The 18,923-nt window shown below is 67.9% G+C and carries 17 protein-coding genes and 1 pseudogene; 8 read left to right on the top strand and 10 right to left on the bottom strand.

Going from position 1 to position 18,923, the window contains the following annotated elements; all coding sequences use genetic code 11:
• Positions 1-402: 402 nt before the first annotated feature.
• The 5 genes from AB0E94_RS37730 to AB0E94_RS37750 form a co-directional block, all read right to left on the bottom strand.
• Positions 403-1,017 carry a Maf family protein gene (locus AB0E94_RS37730; RefSeq protein ID WP_360336447.1) on the bottom strand — a complete coding sequence of 205 codons (615 nt, stop codon included), beginning with the start codon at positions 1,015-1,017 and terminating at the stop codon, positions 403-405.
• Positions 1,018-1,343: 326 nt separating this feature from the next.
• Complete coding sequence (mycP, locus tag AB0E94_RS37735) at positions 1,344-2,390, bottom strand: type VII secretion-associated serine protease mycosin (protein ID WP_360336449.1); 1,047 nt, start codon at positions 2,388-2,390, stop codon at positions 1,344-1,346.
• A gap of 102 nt (positions 2,391-2,492) precedes the next feature.
• Positions 2,493-3,794, bottom strand: coding sequence for a hypothetical protein (locus tag AB0E94_RS37740; protein ID WP_360336451.1), 1,302 nt, complete (start codon positions 3,792-3,794; stop codon positions 2,493-2,495).
• A complete protein-coding gene (locus tag AB0E94_RS37745) occupies positions 3,794-4,243 on the bottom strand; it encodes a hypothetical protein (protein ID WP_360336453.1) in 450 nt (149 codons plus the stop codon). Before AB0E94_RS37745 ends, AB0E94_RS37740 begins: the two co-directional genes overlap by 1 nt.
• Before the next feature lie 86 nt (positions 4,244-4,329).
• Complete coding sequence (locus tag AB0E94_RS37750; protein ID WP_360336455.1) at positions 4,330-4,527, bottom strand: acyl-CoA carboxylase epsilon subunit; 198 nt, start codon at positions 4,525-4,527, stop codon at positions 4,330-4,332.
• A 101-nt stretch (positions 4,528-4,628) separates the two neighbouring features.
• Between AB0E94_RS37750 and AB0E94_RS37755 the strand changes: the two are divergent.
• The 3 genes and pseudogenes from AB0E94_RS37755 to AB0E94_RS37765 all read left to right on the top strand — a co-directional run.
• Positions 4,629-6,122, top strand: a pseudogene (locus AB0E94_RS37755) (protein kinase); the annotation flags it as partial.
• A gap of 1,442 nt (positions 6,123-7,564) precedes the next feature.
• Positions 7,565-7,783, top strand: a complete 219-nt coding sequence (locus AB0E94_RS37760; protein WP_360336457.1) for a hypothetical protein — start codon at positions 7,565-7,567, stop codon at positions 7,781-7,783.
• A gap of 23 nt (positions 7,784-7,806) precedes the next feature.
• Entirely contained in the window at positions 7,807-8,550 is a 744-nt protein-coding gene (locus AB0E94_RS37765) for a M50 family metallopeptidase (RefSeq protein ID WP_360336459.1), read from the top strand.
• Here the strand turns inward: AB0E94_RS37765 and AB0E94_RS37770 are convergent.
• Positions 8,547-10,109, bottom strand: coding sequence for an acyl-CoA carboxylase subunit beta (locus tag AB0E94_RS37770; protein ID WP_360336461.1), 1,563 nt, complete (start codon positions 10,107-10,109; stop codon positions 8,547-8,549). The genes AB0E94_RS37765 and AB0E94_RS37770 overlap by 4 nt on opposite strands.
• A 305-nt stretch (positions 10,110-10,414) precedes the next feature.
• Here AB0E94_RS37770 and AB0E94_RS37775 point away from each other — a divergent pair, with 305 nt between their 5' ends.
• Genes AB0E94_RS37775 through AB0E94_RS37785 form a run of 3 tightly spaced genes read left to right on the top strand, consistent with a single transcriptional unit; the run spans position 10,415 to position 12,416 of the window.
• A complete protein-coding gene (locus AB0E94_RS37775; protein ID WP_360336463.1) occupies positions 10,415-11,029 on the top strand; it encodes a hypothetical protein in 615 nt (204 codons plus the stop codon).
• 9 nt (positions 11,030-11,038) lie between these two features.
• Positions 11,039-11,860 (top strand): biotin--[acetyl-CoA-carboxylase] ligase, encoded by an 822-nt coding sequence (locus AB0E94_RS37780; protein ID WP_360336465.1) that lies wholly within the window; start codon positions 11,039-11,041, stop codon positions 11,858-11,860.
• A 4-nt stretch (positions 11,861-11,864) separates the two neighbouring features.
• On the top strand, positions 11,865-12,416 hold the full coding sequence (locus AB0E94_RS37785) for a PH domain-containing protein (protein WP_360336467.1): 552 nt from the start codon (positions 11,865-11,867) through the stop codon (positions 12,414-12,416).
• Here the strand turns inward: AB0E94_RS37785 and AB0E94_RS37790 are convergent.
• The 3 genes from AB0E94_RS37790 to AB0E94_RS37800 are packed head-to-tail and all read right to left on the bottom strand — an operon-like array spanning position 12,380 to position 14,274.
• Complete coding sequence (locus AB0E94_RS37790; protein ID WP_360336469.1) at positions 12,380-12,937, bottom strand: GtrA family protein; 558 nt, start codon at positions 12,935-12,937, stop codon at positions 12,380-12,382. The genes AB0E94_RS37785 and AB0E94_RS37790 overlap by 37 nt on opposite strands.
• A 37-nt stretch (positions 12,938-12,974) precedes the next feature.
• Entirely contained in the window at positions 12,975-13,457 is a 483-nt protein-coding gene (locus tag AB0E94_RS37795) for a GtrA family protein (protein ID WP_360336471.1), read from the bottom strand.
• Between the two features lie 52 nt (positions 13,458-13,509).
• Entirely contained in the window at positions 13,510-14,274 is a 765-nt protein-coding gene (locus AB0E94_RS37800; protein WP_360336473.1) for a sigma-70 family RNA polymerase sigma factor, read from the bottom strand.
• 311 nt (positions 14,275-14,585) lie between these two features.
• On the opposite strand from AB0E94_RS37800, the gene AB0E94_RS37805 reads away from it, so the two are divergent.
• Positions 14,586-16,394, top strand: a complete 1,809-nt coding sequence (locus AB0E94_RS37805) for a phosphoenolpyruvate carboxykinase (GTP) (protein WP_360336475.1) — start codon at positions 14,586-14,588, stop codon at positions 16,392-16,394.
• Between the two features lie 157 nt (positions 16,395-16,551).
• Positions 16,552-17,322, top strand: coding sequence for an isoprenyl transferase (locus AB0E94_RS37810; RefSeq protein ID WP_360336477.1), 771 nt, complete (start codon positions 16,552-16,554; stop codon positions 17,320-17,322).
• 782 nt (positions 17,323-18,104) lie between these two features.
• Here the strand turns inward: AB0E94_RS37810 and otsB are convergent.
• Positions 18,105-18,911: a trehalose-phosphatase gene (otsB, locus tag AB0E94_RS37815; RefSeq protein ID WP_360336479.1), complete on the bottom strand. Its 807-nt coding sequence runs from the start codon at positions 18,909-18,911 to the stop codon at positions 18,105-18,107.
• Positions 18,912-18,923 lie beyond the last annotated feature (12 nt).

The following is an 18,923-nucleotide window of genomic DNA, read 5'->3' on the forward strand; positions in this document are numbered from 1 at the left end:
TTCGGATCCTGTCTCGACAAACCGGAACCTAAGGCCTGCAACGGCGTGCGCCTGTCTAAACCCCTCAAACCACCCACACATACGACCGGAGAGCCGTATTTCCGGGTTCTCGCGAACTTGCACGTATTTCCCGACCCTGGGGTGAATTGCCGTGCAAGAACCACTTCGCCGCGGAGATCTTGCAGCCTTCTCCTCGTCGGGGCGTGGAGAAACCTGCAAGGTCGGCCGGTAGGTGCACATTCGTGCAAGATCCACCGAGGAAGAGGAGCGGATCGGCGGCCAAGGCCACTGGTCGTGTGCTTTTGTCGTCGCCGTCGAGTCCGCCAGCGGTCGGTGAGGTTCTTTTCGTGTCCACGGAAGCGGCCCGCCGCTACTTCGAAGGGCCGAACGGGTGCACAGTTGTCAGCGGCGCCAGAGCGAGGTGATCGGAATGTCCATGTCGGCCAGCAGTCGTCGCAGCAGCGGCAGCGAGAGACCGATCACATTTCCGGGGTCGCCCTCGATCCGCTCGACGAACGCACCGCCCCGCCCATCGAGCGTGAACGCCCCCGCCACCTGAAGCGGCTCACCCGACGCCACATAGGCTTCGATCTCGGCATCGGTGACATCAGCGAAATGCACGGTGGTGGTACCAACCGCCTCAGCTTGAAGCCCACTGACCAGCCCGGTCAGGTGATGCCCGGTGTGCAGCACTCCAGACTTTCCGCGCATGGCGGCCCAGCGCTTGATCGCCTCGTCCGCACTGCCCGGCTTGCCGAACACTTCCCCTTCGAACGCCAGCACCGAATCGCACCCCAGCACCAGCGCGGCCGGATCCGCAGGCAGATTGGCAGCCACCGTACGAGCCTTCATCCGAGCAAGAGCAAGACTGGTCGTATAGGCATCATCGGCATCGACGACACTCTCGTCCACGCCACTGACGATCACCTCAGCGTCAATCCCGGCCCCGGTGAGCAGCGCCCGCCGGGCAGGGCTGGCCGAGGCAAGAATCAGGCGATACACGATGTCGGTCTGCACGACAATCGAGCCTACAAGCCCCACCGATGTAAAACCGTGAGCAACCGGCGTGTTTCAGCCACGTTCTCCACCAAACTGCTGCTCCCGCACCGCCCGCAACCTTCGCTCGAAGCCCCAAACCGCCCGCAGTCCGGGACGCCATCCGAAGCACCACTCAAAGCGGCGGTAGGAAACGGAGCCCAGGGAGGCCCGAGCCCTGAGGAGGCAGGGGAAAGCCGAGGGTTGCTGAACAGCGCTCAGTTAGCAGTCGGCACAGTTCCTCTCGGGTCCCCCTTTGAGGTGCTTTCAGCGGGGCACACCGTTCACGTCGCCGTCGAAGGCTCCGCTCAGGACGAACCCCGCCGCCGTCGCCGAACCAGAAACGCAAGAACCGTCCCCAAAGCGACAACCGCGGCCCCGATCCCTGCAAGGAGCGGCAGATTGCTCCCAGCGGGCTCCGGAGCAGCCACCGCCGGCGAGGCCCCCGTTCCCGAAGACGCCGACCCCTCAACGGAAGACGCCGGAGTAGGTGAAGCCGACCCACCGTTCCCGGACGGATTGAGCGGAGGCACATCAGCAGTCAGAGCCTTAACGACGTTAAGAACCCCATACCCACACTGCTCATCCCGCCCAGGCGGCCCGTTGTCGTCAGCGGTAGCAGTAAGCCGATGAACAACCTCAGCCGCAGAAAGCTCCGGAAACTTAGCCCTAACAAGAGCCGCCGCCCCCGAAACAACCGCCGTTGCCTCGGAGGTTCCACTGCCTTTTCCGTATTTGTCGTTGATGTCAGTCGTTACGATTTCCACGCCGGGTGCGCAGATTCTAACCGCAGGGCCGGTGAGTGAGAAGTCGGCTACCTTGCCGTTTCTATCGGTTGCCCCAACGGCGAGAACTTCTGGCATCGCTGCGGGATAGTCGAGGCGCAGGGTCTGAGACCTGTTTCCCGCTGCTGATACCACGACTGCGTCAGCTTTGACGGCCGCAGCTATTGCTTCCTCTATTCCTCTTGAGCGAGGTCCGCCGGTGGATACATTAATAACATCGGCGCCGGCCTCGGCTGCCCATTTAATTCCTTCTTCGAGCCCGAGTCCATTGTCTTGCGCACCGATGCTTTTGACGGGAATTAGAGATGATTCTGGGGCGATGCCGAGAACGCCGTCGTCGGTGTTATGGCCGTGCCCGGCGATAATCCCGGCCATATTCGTTCCGTGACCGTCATTATCTACCTGGCCTGAGCCATCGCCGCCCGCGACCGTGTCGGTTCCCTTCTTAAGATTCCGAACCAGATCCTGGTGTCGGTATATGCCACTATCGACCACGGCTACGGTGACCCCGCTGCCCTTGGTGATTTTGTGGGCTTGGTTGATATTTAGGTAGCGGGTATGCCACTGCATGCTGCGAATGCTGTCGGCATAAGCGGGGCTGGGGGCGGAAACGGCGACTGCCGTGGCAGAAACGATGAGTGCCAGGATTCTCGATATCTTGCTGCCTGCCACCTATCGGCCACCAATGGTGGGGCCAGGGTTGATCCTTTGTTCCTGTGATGGAAGCAGTACTGGATTGACGCCTTCTAGCGTCTCCCACGGGTTGTCGGGGTCCCATTGTCGATTTGCTTCGTCTTCGCGACGTGAGGCGTTGCGCTGTCCGGGGCGAATCCCTGAATCTTGGCCGATCATGCCGCCAACGGGATTGATGCGTTGGGCTGTTGATCCTCGTGTTGAAGGTCCCATTGGACCGCCAGCGCGGCCGGTAGGTGAGCCGCCAATCATCCCGGAAGGCGAGCCGCCGATAATCCCATTGGTTGACCCCACCATTCCCCGGCCACCATTGGTGGGTGGGATCGTGCCGCTTGGTGTCGATGCGCGAGGAGGTGGCACCATAGAGGTGGGAGGAATTCCGGGAGTGACCGTATTGGGGCTGATTGTATTGGTGGGCAGCGTATTGGGGCTGGGTGGCGTTGTCGTGGGTGGGCCTGCAATGGGAGGTGGTTGAGTCTTCGTGCCGCCGAGAATGGGGCCTTCAGTGGAAGGTTTGTTCGATCTTGGCGGATTGGTTTCCCCGTTGCTGGGTAGCTCCACTTTGTTTCTGCCGCCAGAGCCGCTAGCACTTGACGTCTTTGTCGGATTCAGTGATCGCGGGGAAAATGCAGGCACTATTGCTGTGGTGGCTGGGAATCCGCCACCTGAATCGAGCGATTCAAAGCTGTTCTCTCGCCCGGCTCGCAAGGAGTAAGGCAGGGGGGCGATGAAGGTGGTTTGTGCGGCGGCGAGTTCGGCTGACAGGGACTGCATGGTGTTGCGGGCCTGCTGCTCGAGCTCGGTCTGCCGGCTGTAAGGCACCGGAGGTGTGGTGGGCAGCGGATCCATCGTTGCCAGAGCGGTCTCCTGCTGGGCCTTCTCGAACTCCTGGAGCTTTACCCGGTTTTCCGCATACTCCTTCTGGATGCGGGCGAGCTTCTCCTTGCTCTCGTCCACGGCGTCGATCGCGCTGACGAGTGCGCGCTTGTTGGTGTCGGCCGCGAGTCGGGTCTCTTCGAGGCTGGCGATGAGTTGCTCGAGCCGTTCCAGATAGGCGTATGCGGCCTTGCTCTTCTCGGGAGGCCAGGCGTCGGCCAGCCGGTCTCGGTAGGACCGCACCTGATGCAAATGGTTCTCGAGGAGGATGGCCGACCTCTGCCAAGCGCCGCCCATCTCCCGGTGTGGCCCGCTGTTGTGGTCTTTGAGTAATTCCCAGATGGCTTCGACCGACATGCCGGCCCAACTGGTGCCGCTGACTCCGCCGTAGGGATCCTCAGCCATCACTCACCCCCAGAGATGATCTCGGTCTGGGTATCCGTGCTGCTGGGGAACGGGGCCCCTGTCTCGCCGGTCTTCTCGAACTGGGCGGTCACGTCGGCGACCTTGGCGCGCGCGAAGGCGTCGGCGCCGCGGTACTGCTCGCTGATGCCGCTCGCGGCACTGGCGAACTTGTAGGTGCCGTCGGTGTAGCCGGCCACGTTCATCTGGGTGGCGATCTGTACCTGGTCATGCGCATACAGGAACAGGTGCAACTCGTAGAAGTTCGTCTCGGGGAGCTGCTTGATCATGGTGTCGCTCACCGCGTCCGCGTAGGGGGCGTAGTTCTGCTCGATGTCGAGCTTCAACTGCGCCGCGAACTGCTCCATGGCGTTGATGTCCGCCTCGATGGCGCCGAAATCGGTGTAGTCGACATTGCCCAACCACCCCGGCGAGTCTCTGTACTCGGACAAGTGGCGTCCTTCCATCGATCGGCGGCGGATGACCCTGAGAGGTTAGCGAATCTGGGCCTGGGCTACCGCCCCCTGTGGATGACGCCTCAGTGGGGGAGGGCTGCTGTCTGCCAGCTTCGAGGGGTGGCGCCCGGACGGGCGGAACGTAGCCAATCTGAGGGGGCTTGAGCTGCCGTGGGGTAATTGACCGAAGTGGATCGAGATGTCAGGATGGCGGCCAACGCTGCCACCTCATGATCGTCTAGGCTTCCCCGTACGACGCTGACCAGCGGTTCCGCAATCATCAACCGAGCGTACGACGTTGGGCCGGAGATCCGGTGACACGTGTCCCACACTCGGCTGATCAATTCGCGGCCGCTCGACAGAACCAGGTATTTTCTGCGTGATGTCTTCTTCTCCCCCACTCGTTGTCGCTGATCGTTACCGGCTCGTCGCGCCGCTCGGTCAGGGCGGGATGGGACGTGTCTGGCGAGCGACCGATGTCGTCCTGCACCGAGAAGTGGCGATCAAGGAGCTCGTGCCGCCTCCGGGGCTCACCCCGGGTGAGCGGCAGGAGATGCGTGAGCGCTCCCTTCGCGAGGCACGTGCCATCGCCCGGCTCAACAACATCAACGTGGTGCGTGTCTTCGACGTGCTCAGCACGGACGCCGACCCGTGGATCGTGATGGAGTATGTGGCCTCACGTTCCCTCCAGGACACCCTGGCTCAGGACGGCCCGTTCAACGCGCTGCGCACCGCCGAGATCGGCCTCGGTGTGCTGAACGCTCTGCGGGCCGCGCACCGTAACGGTGTCGTGCACCGTGACGTCAAGCCGGGCAACGTCCTGCTCGGCGCGGACGGTCGCGTGGTGCTCACCGACTTCGGCCTGGCCACCGTCCCGGGCGATCCGAATGTGACACGCACCGGCCTGGTGCTCGGTTCGCCGGCCTACATCGCCCCGGAGCGTGCCCGGGACGGCACGGCTGGTCCGGCCGCCGACCTGTGGTCGCTGGGCGCCACTCTCTACGCCGCGGTCGAGGGGGCCTCGCCGTTCGCCCGTCCGTCGGCGATCGCCACGCTGGCCGCGCTGGCCACCGAGAACGTGCCTGTCGCACGTAACGCGGGGCCGCTGAAACCGGTGCTGAACGGTCTGTTGCGCAAGGACCCGGCGCACCGGATCAACGCGGAGGAGGCGGAGCGGCTGCTGTCGCGGGCCGCCGGCCGCCGCGGCAAGATCACGTTCCCGATGAGCCCGACGATGCGCCGGCCCGGTGTGGGCCGGGAGCGCCCGTCACTGCCGAGTGGTCCGGGTGGTCCGCCGGTGCTGCCCGGATCGGGTTGGGCGACCGCTACGGGTTCGGCGCCGGTCGTACCGAATCCTCGTCCTCCGGTCGCGCAGCCACCCGGCGCCGATGGGCGTCCGCCGCATTTCGCCTCCGGAAAGGCCCAGGTCGGCGGCCAGCCGCCGGAAACGCCGCGCCGCGGCGCCAAACCACTCGACCCGACGCGCCTCGATACGCCGCCGGTTCGCGACGATTTAAAACCCCTTTCTGGTACGGGCCAGGCGCCCCCATCCGGAGCGGATGCCTCGTCGCGTTCGGGTGCCGGCCGGACGCCTCGCCCGGATGCGGGCCGGGCAGCTCGTCCCGCCTCGGGCCAGGCCCCCGTTTCGGGCGCCGGAAGCGCCGGCACGGCGTCGTCGGGCGCCGGAACAACGCCGTCGGGTGCTGGAAACGCCGGCACAGCGTCGGGCGCCGGAAATGCCGGAGCAACGCCGCCGGACGCCGGAAGCGCCGGCACAGCGTCGGCCGCTGGAAACGCCGCAACGCCGTCGGCCGTCGGGAAAGCCGGAACAACGCCGTCGGCCGCTGGAAAAGCGGGGACAACGTCGTCGGCCGCCGGGAAGACGCCCGGTTCCACGGACACGCCGTCGGCTGTCGGTAGCAACGCGCCCACCAACGCGCTGCGTACCGGGTTCACCGCCGCCGACGTGGTCGCCAACCGGCGCAAGCAGGCCGCGCCCGAGCACGAGCGTTCCCTCGCCCAGGCGACCTCCGGTTTCCCTGTGGTGACCCCGCGTAATGCAAAGCCCGCCGACGGTGACGACCAGGACGGCAACGCGGAGGAACCCGCCGAGGCCGCCGAGGCGGTCACCCCGGCCGACACGCCCGAGCCGACCGGCATCGAGGCGGAAATCTCCGAGCCGGAGCCGGACGCCGCCGAGGAGAAGGTGGAGCCGGAGGCCGAGGCCGCCGAAAAGCCGGAACCCGACCCGGATCCGGACCCGGAGCCCGAGGCGCCGGCCGCCGAGAAGGTCGAAGAGAAGCCCGCCGAGCCCGCCGAGGACAAGACCTCCGTGGTCGCCCTCCCGTCCACGGCCGGCGAGGACGAGAAGACCTCCCTGCTGCTTCCGGCCGCCCGGCCCCGACCGTCCGCCGACGAGGACAAGACGTCGGTGGTCAGCATGCCGCCGCGCCGTCGCATCGTCACCGCCACGGAGCCGGCCACCCAGGTGGTCGGCGATCTGGCGCCGGATCCCGGGTTCTCCCGCCCGAACCGTCCGGCGTGGACGCCGATGCAGATGCGGCCGGTCGTTCGCCGTACCAATGGGATCACCATCCTCGGCACGACGCTGACCCGCCGCCAAGCCGCCATCGGCTTGGGCATCGTTCTGACGTTCCTGCTGCTCGTCGGCATCATCGTGGTGCAGGCGTTCGGGTCGGACGACTCGGATAAACCGACAACACCGGCCGCGGTGGGCAACTCGGCCGGACCGGCGCCGTCGGCCGGTGACAAATCGGAGGAACCGGGGAAGAACGGTTCGCCGTCGCCGAATCCGTCGAAGCCGAGTCCGTCGCCGTCGTCGGCGAGCACCCAGATCCCGGCCGGCTGGCGTCTCTATCAGGGCAACGGCTTCCGCTTCTGGGTTCCTGACAGCGTGTCGGGGTCCGGCGGCGGCACCGGGACGATGCTCGACTGGGGCAAGGGACGGATGATCCGGATCGACATCGTCGGCGGCACACAGGACCCGGTCGAGTACCTGAACGACGACAGCAGCACCGGCTACGACAAGAGCCAGCCGAGAAGGCTCACCGTCAACGGCATGCCGGCGGCCGAGATGGAGTATTCACGCAATGCCGGCGGCGGTACGAAGCAGCACGTCGTGCGGCGTGTCATCACTGTGCAGAAGCAGACCTACGTGCTGACCTGGTACACCGAGGCCGACGACTGGGACGCGGCCAAGGCCGACCTCGAGAAGATCTACGCGGGGTTCCAGCCGAAGTAGGTGCGTGAGATCCGTGATGCTGGGTAGTTATCCAGCATCACGGATGGAGGTGCACCATGAACTGCCGACGACACGGCAGTAAGCCGACTATCGCCCTGTGGATGCTGGTGGCGGCGGCGGATGTTGCGATCATCGTGGCGTCCACCGGGCTGCTCGCGTTGATGCTGGTCCTGACCGTTCTGGCAGTGACCGTCACCGCCGGTGTGTACGCGTCCAGGTCGCTCGGCAACCGCGAGCCCGAGCCGGTCAAGGCCGTGGCCAGGCGACGCGCATAGCGGAATCGGCTACAGTCCCCGGCGTGTTGTCGATCGAGGGTGTGACTGATCTCTGGGACCAGTTGTTGGGCGCACAGCCCGACCCGCCCGGGACGCTGGTGCTGCTCACCGCGGTGGCCGGGTTCCTCGCGGTGGCGGTCCGACCGGTGTGGCGGGTGGCCCGTAACGCGGTCACGATCGCCCACGAGGGCGGGCACGCGCTGATCGCCCTGTTGACGGGCCGCCGGTTGAAGGGCATCCGCCTCGAGTTCGACACGTCCGGCCTGACCCTGTCGGCCGGCCGCCCGACCGGCCTCGGCATGATCCTCACCCTGCTCTTCGGCTACATCGCGCCGTCGCTGGTGGGTGTGCTGGGCGCGTGGCTGCTCGGCGGCAACCGGATCACGCTGCTGCTGTGGTTGGCCGTGGTGTTGCTGCTCCTCATGCTGATCAACATCAGGAACCTGTTCGGCGTGGTGTCGCTGCTGGTCACGGGCGCGATCGTGTTCGCCGTGTCCTGGTATGCGGAGCCGGAGACGCAGGCGGCTTTCGCGTACGCCGGGGTCTGGTTCCTGCTCTTCGGCGGTGTCCGCCCGGTCTTCGAGTTGCAGAGTCTGCGCAGCCGGGGCCGGATGCGCGATTCGGACGCCGACCAGTTGGCCCGGCTGACCCACCTGCCGGCGCTGTTCTGGGTCGGCGTCTTCCTCGTCGTCAACGCGATCGCCCTGGTCTCCGGCGCGTTCCTGCTGGCCGGCCAGTGGCTGCCCGAAGGCGGCCTGAGTCTCTAGAGCGGGATGTTGCCGTGCTTCTTCGGGGGCAGCGTCTCCCGCTTGGTGCGCAGCATCCGCAGCGCGCGGGTCACCTGGGCGCGGGTCTGTGACGGCTGGATCACCGCGTCCACGTAACCGCGTTCGGCCGCGATGTACGGGTTGGCCAGCGTGTCCTCGTACTCCTGGATGAGCTCGGTCCGGCGCTGCGCCGGGTCCTCGGCGGCGGCGAGCTCGCCCCGGTAGAGGATGTTGACCGCGCCCTGTGCGCCCATCACCGCGATCTGCGCGGTCGGCCAGGCGAAGTTCACGTCGGCGCCGAGGTGCTTGGAGCCCATCACGTCGTAGGCCCCGCCGTACGCCTTGCGGGTGATGACGGTGACCTTGGGCACGGTCGCCTCCGCGTACGCGTAGATCAGTTTCGCCCCGCGCCTGATGATGCCGTCCCACTCCTGGCCGGTGCCGGGCAGGAAGCCTGGTACGTCCACGAAGGTCAGCACCGGGATGTTGAACGCGTCACAGGTGCGCACGAAGCGGGCGGCCTTCTCCGACGCGGCGATGTCGAGCGTCCCGGCGAGGCTCATCGGCTGGTTGGCGACGACGCCGACCGGCCGGCCCTCGACCCGGCCGAAGCCGACCACGATGTTCTGCGCGTAGAGCGGCTGGACCTCGAGGAAGTCGTCGACGACGGTCTCCACGACCTTCTTGATGTCGTACGGCTGGTTCGGCGAGTCCGGGATCAGGGTGTCCAGCGCGTGGTCGTCAGCGCCTTCCTCGAACGCGTCGAAGACGACCGGCTCGTCGAGGTTGTTGCTGGGCAGGTAGGAGAGCAGCGCGCGAACGTACTCGATCGCGTCCTCCTCGTCGCTGGCCAGATAGTGCGCGTTGCCGCTGCGGGTGTTGTGGGTACGCGCCCCGCCCAGTTCCTCCATCCCCACCTCTTCACCGGTGACCGTCTTGATCACGTCCGGCCCGGTGATGAACATGTGCGACGTCTGGTCGACCATGACGGTGAAGTCGGTGATCGCGGGGGAGTAGACCGCCCCGCCCGCGCACGGCCCCATGATCAGTGAGATCTGCGGGATGACCCCGCTGGCCCGGACGTTGCGGAAGAAGATGTCGGCGTAGAGGCCGAGCGCGACCACACCCTCCTGGATGCGCGCGCCACCGGAGTCGTTGATTCCGATGATCGGGCAGCCGATCTTCATGGCCAGGTCGAGCACCTTGACGATCTTCTCGCCGAAGACCTCGCCGAGGGAGCCGCCGAAGACCGTGAAGTCCTGGGAGAAGACGCACACCTGGCGCCCGTCGATGGTGCCGTGGCCGGTGACGACGCCGTCGCCGTACGGCCGGTTCCTCTCCAGGCCGAAGGCGGTGGACCGGTGCCGGGCCAGCTCGTCGAGCTCGACGAAGGAGTCTTTGTCGAGCAGCAGCTCGATGCGTTCGCGTGCCGTCTTCTTGCCGCGGGCGTGCTGTTTCTCGATGGCACGGGCCGATCCGGCGTGCACGGCCTCGTCGGTGCGGCGGGCGAGTTCCGCGAGCTTGCCGGCGGTGGTGTGGATGTCGGGCTCTGTCGTCACGAAGGTCTCCACCCTCTGAGCGATCGTTAAGGCAACGATCAGCATCGTAACTGGCAGAACGTCGCACACGGAGGGCGTCGCTACGCGTGCGTTTCATACCCAATGCCCCATTCGTTACTACCGGCGTGACGAACTGGATGACCGCGGCCGGGCTCGCCTTCATCGCAGGCGGCCTCGCCACACTGATCAGCTTCCGCACCGTGATCTTCGGTGGCGGGGCTCGTCGGGCGAATCGTGCCGGCTCATCCCCTCGCCGCCGGCGCCCGGAATCCGTGGCGAGCTCCCGACCTGGGCCGCAAGCCACGGTGGACGCCGGCGTTGACGAGGGCGGTGAGCCCCGGCCCGAGCGCCGGAGGCGGCTGGCGGCCGCTTTCAGCGGCCGGCCGGCCGAGGGCGAGGGGAGCCCCAGCGGGCTGGCCTCGATTGGGCTGGCCGACGACGACGAGGAGCAGCACGGCGAGCCGCCGTACGACGACGACGAACGCCTGGGCTACGAGAACGGCTACCCGGAGAACGGCTACCCCGAGAACGGACAGTGGCCGCCCCGCCGGCGCCGCCGCGAGCCGGAGCCGGACGGCCCGGCCTGGGCCCGGCGTGACATCGAGAACCCGGGTGGCTACGCCGGTCGCTACACCGACCTGGACGAGGACCGTCGGCAGCCGGGCGACTACTGGACCCCGCTGCCGGACGAGCTCTTCAACTCGCCGGAGATCGCCGCGCTGCCACCGGTGCCCGACTACGAGCCGGCGACCGGTTTCGACCTGCCGGCGGCGTCGCCGATAGGGCCGGTGCCGGAGTGGCCGCCACGGTCGCCGACGTGGACCCAGCGGGACCGGCAGAATGAGGACGAGGACACCGAGAACCGGCCCAGCCCACGCCCCCGGCCCTACGTGAGCAGGCACAGCGCCGGCCCGCACTAAGCTGCCGGGATGGCCTACACCGAGCTCGACCGCCCGCCGTTGTCCGCCCGGGCACTCAACCGTGCTCTGGTCGTACCCAATGGATTGTGGTCGAAGATCGAGGTGCGGGAGGAGACCGGCTCGACGAACGCCGACGTCGCGGCGGCCGCCGCGGCCGGCGAGCCGGAAGGTCTCGTGGTGGTGGCCGAGAGTCAGGTCGCCGGGCGCGGCCGCCGCGACCGTCAGTGGGTGTCGCCGCCGCGGGCCGGTCTCACCGCCAGCGTGCTGCTGCGCCCGGGGCCGGGAGTACCGGCGTCGGCGTTCGGCTGGCTGCCGTTGCTGGCCGGGGTGGCTCTGGTCGAGGCGGTGGCCCGGGTGGCCGAGGTGGACGCCGCGCTGAAGTGGCCCAACGACCTGCTGGTCGGCGACCGCAAGTGCGCCGGGATCCTGGCCGAGGTGTCCGGTGACGCCGTGGTGATCGGGGTCGGCCTGAACGTCAGCACCAGGGCCGACGAGTTGCCGGAGACCACCGGGGTGCCGGCCACGTCGCTGCTCGTGGCGGGCGCCGACAAACCGGACCGCAGCCCGCTGTTGCGGGCGCTGCTGCGCGGCATCGGCCGGTGGTACGAGGGCTGGCGCGAAGCCGGGGGCGACGCCGAGATGTGTGGGCTGCTCGCCGCCTACCAGCGCAACTGCGCCACTATCGGCCGTCAGGTGCGGGTGCTGCTGCCCGGTGGCGGTGAGCGGTCCGGTGCGGCGCTGGCCGTGGACCGCGACGGCCAATTGGTGATCCGTACGGAGGAAGGCACGGAATTCCGTGTCTCAGCGGGGGATGTTCTGCACGTACGCTGACGGCGTGGCGTTCCCGGAGGATGTTCTGGCGGACGAGGAGGAGATCGTCCTCCATCTGCGTCCGCACTGGAAGGCAGTGGTGCTGCCGGCCGCCGTGGTCCTGCTGGCCGTGGCCGGTCTGATCATGGGCCTGGTGCTGCTCCCGCCGACCGACGGCGGCCGGATCGGCCTGCTGCTGGTCGCTGCGATCATGGTCTACTACGGCGGCCGGTACGGGCTGTACCCGCTGCTCGACTGGCGCTGCACCGAGTATGTGCTGACCGGCGAGCGCCTGCTGACCCAGCGCGGCATCGTCGACCGGGAGCGGCGTGACCTGCCGCTCAACCGGATCAACGACCACTCGATGACCCAGTCGTTGCTGGACCGTCTGCTCGGCAGCGGCACGCTCACCATCGACTCGGTCGGGGATCAGCGGGCCGTGCTGGCCGGGGTGCCCGCCGCGCCGCTGGTGCAGAGCACCCTCTACGAGCTGATCGAGCTGGCCCCGGCTGTCGAGGACGAGGAGGAAGAGGAAGAGCCTCAGCGCGGGTCGAGCTCGGGCCGCAGATCGAGGTGAGCCACGCTGCCCGGCTCGTCGATCGCGCTCAGCTCGGCGAACCCGGCGGTCGCGTCCATGTCGGTGATGGCGCCCTCGTGGCCGTCGACGGGCGGCTTCAGGAAGACGAACGTCCGGTACGCCCAGAAGCGGAAGACCGTGGCGATGCCGATGCCGAGCGTCGTCATGCCGAGCAGCAGGAACTTGTCGTCGTGCTCGGACAGCCCGAACCCGTACTTGCCGAGGTAGGTCATGCCCGACTGGATGACCATGCCGACCAGGTTGAACCCGAAGAACAGCGTGTACTCCCGGCGCAGCGCGGTCCGCGTGTGGTGCCGGTAGGTCCAGTAACGGTTCGCCACGTACGCCAGGGTGGTGGTGATGATCGTGGCGAGGACACTCGCCTTGACCGGCCCGATCGGCATCGCCACCCAGTAGATCGCGAGATACAACAGCGTGTTGCCGGCCCCGATGATGCCGAAGGCGATGGCTTCGGGGGCGAGCCGGCGGAGGCGTTCCGTCAGCGGACTGGCTGAGGGCATTGGGCAACCTTACGGGAACGGGGGCGATTACGCCGAGTCACTGGGAAACTGACGCCGGGGCGGCAGTGACCCGGAAGACGAATCGGCGGTAGGACCAGAAGCGGAACATGGTACCGAGTACTGTCCCGACGCCGACGCCGGCGATGTTGTCGGCGAGCGGGCTCTGCAACTGTGGCCAGATCTGCCCGAGGCCGTAGTGGCTGATCGCGAGGCACGCCAGAGCGATACCCAGGCCGATCAGGTTCAGCACGAAGAACGTCGAATACTGCCGTGCCATGTTGGTGTGCTCACCGTCACGCCAGGTCCAGAAGCGGTTGCCGAAGAACGCGATGGTGGTGGCCACGGCCGTGGAGACGGCTTTGGCGGTCAGTGTCTCCAGCCCGGCCTGGAGCAGGACGTTGAAGAGCACGAAGTCGACGGTGAAGGCGATCCCGCCGACGATGCCGAATTTGCCCAACTCGCGGACGAGTCCCGTGATCCGGGAGCGCAGTGTGAACGCCTGGGGAAGTTTGGGGGGCACGGATCCGAGGGTACCGGGGCTGGTCACCCAGCGCCGTCCTCGTTGCCGGGTCTTAACCGGAGGTCTCGGCATGGTGACGCTGGCGATACGGAGCGTGACGAAATCCGTCGACTTCACGGATCTCGGCGAGCCTGTTCCGGCACTCCGAGCACCATCCGAGGTGCGTTCGCATGCGATGTGCGTCACGCGGAGCGAGCCGGCCGCGCACCTGGCCGCCGAGCCGCTCGCCCGCCCACCGGCACTCCGGATGGTCGGCCGCGGCCACGTGCTGCTGTAGATAGAGGCTGCGCAGCCCCTCGCGCGCGCGGTGGGCGAGGACGGCGACCGCGTTCGGGGTGAGGCCCATCCGTGGCGCCAGCTCGGCCGGGGTGCTGCCCTCGACCTCGGTCTGCCACAGCACGTCACGCCAGCGCTCCGGCAGCTGCCGGAAGGCGGCCGCCGCGAAGGTGCGCTCCAGCCGGTCCAGGGCCGGGTCGCTGAACGGCTCGCCGGCGTCGTACCGGGTCAGGTCGTCGGTGAACTCCAGCCGCCGGTCCAGCCGCACCCGCTGGTATCTGAGGTGCCGCATGGTGGTGTGCAGGTAGGCGCGGAACGCCACGAGGGGCCCCCGGCCGGCGCGCAGCGTGGCGAACACCTTGGTGAACGTCTCGGCCACCAGGTCGTCGACGTCGGCGGGATCGTGGACCAGTCCGAAGGCGAACTTGCGGGCTGCCACGTGGTGCCGCTCATAGAGCGTGCCGTACGCGGCGGTGTCGCCGGCCCGGACCGCGGCCAACAGGCCGGTGTCCGAGTCCGCGTCGTCGCCCGGGATCGTCATTCCGCCTCCTGTGGCCGGAACTGCGAGGAAAGCCCGATTACGCGAAAGTCTAAGCCGATAAGTCCTTTTTGTGAAAGTTGTCGAGAGCGACGGTGTGGCTAGGCCCGGAACGGCCGCCTTGCGCACAGTTGCGCTTTGCGGCGAAGAATCGCTCGTCTGCGCGCAAAGCAACCAAAGATTGTGCGGTTGTCCACAGGTGCAACCGATGAACTCAATGCTCAGTCGGGCTTACGCTGACGTGACTCCCCCATGACAGAGCCGGTTTACCGGCAGGTCAGTCATAGGTCAGTGCCGACCGAAGGAGCTTCACCTTGACTCAGCCCCCTACCTCGCACCCGCGATTGCTCGCGTGGATCGACGAGGTCGCCGCCCTGACCACACCCGACCGCATCGTCTGGTGCGACGGTTCCGAGGCCGAGTGGACCCGTCTCACCGATGAGCTCGTCGAGTCCGGCGCCCTGGTCCGGCTCGACGACGAGAAGAAGCCGAACTCGTTCTGGGCGCGCACCGACCCGTCCGATGTGGCGCGGGTCGAGGAGCGCACGTACATCTGCTCGGTCGACGAGGCCGACGCCGGTCCCACCAACAACTGGATGGACCCGGCCGAGATGAAGCAGCTGATGACCGGGCTCTACCGGGGCTGCATGGCCGGCCGGACGATGTACGTCGTCCCGTTCTGCATGGGCCCGCTGGACGCGGCCGAGCCGATGTTCGGCGTCGAGCTGACCGACAGCCCGTACGTGGTGGCCAGCATGCGGATCATGACGCGAATGGGCGCCGACGTCCTCGCCGCCCTCGAAGCGGCCAACGCGGATTTCGTGCCGGCACTGCACTCGATCGGCGCGCCACTGGCGGAGGGTCAGCAGGACGTCGCCTGGCCCTGCAACGAGACGAAGTACATCTCGCACTTCCCGGAGACCCGGGAGATCTGGTCGTTCGGCTCGGGTTACGGGGGCAACTCGCTGCTGGGCAAGAAGTGCTTCGCGCTGCGGATCGCCAGCGTGGCCGCCCGCGACGAGGGCTGGCTCGCCGAGCACATGCTGATCATGAAGCTGACCTCGCCGGAGGGCGTGGTCCGGTACATCGCCGGCGCGTTCCCGTCGGCGTGCGGCAAGACCAACCTGGCGATGCTGGAGCCGACTCTCGACGGGTGGAAGGTCGAGACCGTCGGTGACGACATCGCCTGGATGCGGTTCGGCGAGGACGGCCGGCTCTGGGCCACGAACCCCGAGTTCGGCCTGTTCGGTGTCGCGCCCGGCACCGACTTCCACACCAACCCGAACGCGATGCGCACCCTCGCCAAGGGCAACTCGGTCTTCACCAACGTGGCGCTCACCGACGACGGCGACATCTGGTGGGAGGGCATGGGCGAGCCGCCCGCGCACCTGACCGACTGGAAGGGCAAGGACTGGACACCCAAGTCCGAGGCCGTCTCCAGCCACCCCAACAGCCGGTTCTGCACGCCGATCGAGCAGTGCCCGATCCTCGCCGACGAATACCACGACCCGCGTGGTGTGCCGATCGACGCGATCCTCTTCGGCGGCCGCCGCAAGACGACGATCCCGCTGGTCAGCGAGGCCCGCGACTGGGTGCACGGGGTCTACCTGGGCGCCACCCTGTCGTCGGAGACCACCGCGGCTGCGGTCGGCCAGGTCGGCGTGGTCCGCCGCGACCCGATGGCGATGCTGCCGTTCATCGGCTACCACGCCGGCGACTACTTCCAGCACTGGATCGACATGGCCAAGGGCGCGTCCGGCGACGCCGCCAAGCTGCCGAAGGTGTTCTACGTCAACTGGTTCCGGCGCGGCGACGAGGGCCAGTTCCTGTGGCCCGGATTCGGGGAGAACAGCCGCGTCCTCAAGTGGGTCGTCGAACGCCTCGACGGCAAGGCCGACGCGGTCGAGACCCCGATCGGCCACGTGCCGACCCCGGAGGCGCTCGACCTGACCGGGCTCGACATCGACCCGGCCGACCTGGCGGCGGCGCTGCGGGTCGACCCGGCCGAGTGGGCCGCGGAGATCCCGCAGGTCACCGAGTGGTTCAACAAGTTCGGCGACAAGCTGCCGGCCGTGCTCTGGGCCGAGCTCGACGCGTTGAAGGCGCGCCTCGCCGACGCATGACAACCGGACGGTCCCGCCCGCGGCAACGGCGCCCGGGCGGGACCGGCCGGTCGGCGGATGCCCGCGATCGCACGATCGGGCGCATCCTCCTCGCAGACGGCCCCATGGAGCCCCGCCCCGCTTGAGCCTGTGGCGTGGGTGGCTACGCTTTGGGGTGATGAGTCTGCGTTCTCTGGTCTACACCTTTTACGAACGGCGGCTGGCGGGGAAGCTGGCCGGCAAGCCCGTGCCCAAACACATCGGCGTGATGTGCGACGGCAACCGCCGGTGGGCCCGGGAGATGGGCTTCGTCGACCCCAACGACGGCCACCGTGTCGGCGCGACCCGGGTCAAGGACCTGCTGACCTGGTGCGACCAGTCCGGTATCGAGCACGTCACGCTCTACCTGCTGGCCACCGACAACCTGCGCCGCCCGGCCGCCGAGCTGGACCCCCTCGTCAAGATCATCGAGGACCTGGCGACCGAGCTCGCCGAAGAGGGCAACCCGTGGCGGCTGCGCATGGTCGGCGCCCTCGACCTGCTGCCCGCCGCCACCGCCGCCACCCTGAAGGCTGCGCAGGAGAAGACCCGCGACCGCTGCGACGGCGTCGAGGTCAACATGGCCGTCGGCTACGGCGGCCGCCGCGAGATCACCGACGCGGTCCGTTCCCTGCTCTACGAACATGCGGCCACCGGCGGCACGATCGAGGAACTGGCCGAGATCCTCGACGTCGAACACATCGCCGAACACCTCTACACCCGCGGCCAGCCCGACCCCGACCTGGTCATCCGGACCTCCGGCGAACAGCGCCTGTCCGGCTTCCTGCTGTGGCAGTCGGCCCACTCGGAGTTCTACTTCCACGACGCCAACTGGCCCGACTTCCGGCGCATCGACTTCCTTCGCGCGCTGCGCTCCTACGCTTCCCGTCAGCGTCGCTACGGCGCCTGACCCCTATCTGGTACGGCTACACCGCCCCGGAAACCACTCCGCCCCGCGGCTCCGAAGCCACTCAGGATCGAAACGCGCCCGCCGGTGTGAGCTCGCGCCGTCCTGGAGGCTTCTTCGGGGCTTTCGCCGTATTCGGGGTCAATCCCTCTGCTGTGCGATGTCCTGCCGCCCAGCCTTCGGCTACGGCGCCGGTCACCGGCGATGGCACCAGTCACCGGCTATGGCATCGGTCGCGCAGGCGGCTGAGACACCGGGCCGATATCTGGAATGTCGTATTTGCGAAGAATCCGTCCCCGCTCAGCTCTGGAGATCTTGCACGGTTCTCCGCGTTAGCGGCGATCTTGCACGGTTGTTCACGTTTGGGCGTGGTTTTTCGTGCAAGATCTACTGCGCTGGGGAGACCTTGCAGTCTTGTTCCTGTTGGGGCGTGGAAAGGGCTGCAAGATCGGCGCGAGCGTGAAAAGTCGTGCAAGATCCGCGGGCGGCGGGCGGCGGGCGGCGGGCGGCGGGCGGCGGGCGGCGGGCGGCAGGCGGCAGGCAGCGAACGGAGCGCGGCAGGTGGCGGGCAGCAGGCGGCGGCGGGCGGCGAGCTGAGAGCGGCGAGCGGCGGGTGGCTAGCCGTTGTCGGCGGGGCGCGGTGTGGAGGCTCGAAGGGGGTTGGGCTGTACCGGCGGATTCAGCCCGGCGGCCGCGTTTCGGCCGGGACCCGACGTCTGCGTCGCGTGGGCCGCCACGGGACGGCCCACGTCGGTGAGGGCGGCCGGTCTCGTACCAGATGAGGGTTAGAAGCGGCGTAGGCCCTCGGTGAGGAAGGCAGCCACCGCGTCGGGGGATTCGAGGGTGAGGTCGGCGGCGCTGGAGACCTCGGCGCCGGTCTCCGGGTTGGCGACGGCGACCGCCATGCCGAAGAAGGCCGGGTCGACGGCCTCGCGGGCGCGGAGCGCGTCGAATGCCTTGATGTCCGACATGTCGTCGCCGAAATACCAGGCGCAGCCGGCGTTGCGGACGCCCTCGGTGATCACCACGCCCTTGTCCTGGTCGACCGGGGGCTTCAGCTCGACCACCATGCGGCCGTGCTGGATGCGCAGGCCCAGCCGCTCGGCCTGCTCGTGGGCCCAGCGCTCGACGGTGCGGCTCTGGTCGGGAGCGGTGCGGTAGTGCAGGGCCACGGATAGCCGCTTGTACTCGACGAGGATCTCGGGCGGCAGCTCGGTGCGGGCCTGGTCGGCCAGCTCGGCCATGGCCGGGACGAAGTCGAGGGCGGCCGGCTCGGTGACGACCTGGCCGTCGTGCCAGACCTCCAGGCCGTAGAGGCCGTGCAGGTCGACGTTGTCGAGGCTGGCGAAGCGGGAACGCAGGAAACTGACCGGCCGGGCGGAAACGATGGCCACCCGGGCGACCGAGTCGGCCAGGCGCTCCAGGACGCCCAGCACTTCGGGCACCGGCTGGGAGACGTCCGGGTCGTCGGTGACGGGTGAGAGGACACCGTCGAAGTCGAAGAAGAACGTGGTCGCGGAGGCGCGGGACGCGGTGAACGCCCACGCTTCGTCGGTGGTCAGCGGGTGTATCGGACGCACAGTCTCTGCCACGGGAGTCAGATT

It is taken from the genome of Actinoplanes sp. NPDC026670 (assembly GCF_040638175.1).
In the GTDB taxonomy this organism is placed as follows: domain Bacteria; phylum Actinomycetota; class Actinomycetes; order Mycobacteriales; family Micromonosporaceae; genus Actinoplanes.

Bases quoted from the DNA above. Each gene is read 5' to 3' on its own strand.
- mycP (WP_360336449.1), bottom strand. From the start codon at position 2,390: ATGCAGTGGCATACCCGCTACCTAAATATCAACCAAGCCCACAAAATC.
- AB0E94_RS37740 (WP_360336451.1), bottom strand. From the start codon at position 3,794: ATGGCTGAGGATCCCTACGGCGGAGTCAGCGGCACCAGTTGGGCCGGC.
- AB0E94_RS37750 (WP_360336455.1), bottom strand. From the start codon at position 4,527: ATGATTGCGGAACCGCTGGTCAGCGTCGTACGGGGAAGCCTAGACGAT.
- AB0E94_RS37760 (WP_360336457.1), top strand. From the start codon at position 7,565: ATGAACTGCCGACGACACGGCAGTAAGCCGACTATCGCCCTGTGGATG.
- AB0E94_RS37780 (WP_360336465.1), top strand. From the start codon at position 11,039: ATGGCCTACACCGAGCTCGACCGCCCGCCGTTGTCCGCCCGGGCACTC.
- AB0E94_RS37790 (WP_360336469.1), bottom strand. From the start codon at position 12,937: ATGCCCTCAGCCAGTCCGCTGACGGAACGCCTCCGCCGGCTCGCCCCC.
- AB0E94_RS37800 (WP_360336473.1), bottom strand. From the start codon at position 14,274: ATGACGATCCCGGGCGACGACGCGGACTCGGACACCGGCCTGTTGGCC.
- AB0E94_RS37810 (WP_360336477.1), top strand. From the start codon at position 16,552: ATGAGTCTGCGTTCTCTGGTCTACACCTTTTACGAACGGCGGCTGGCG.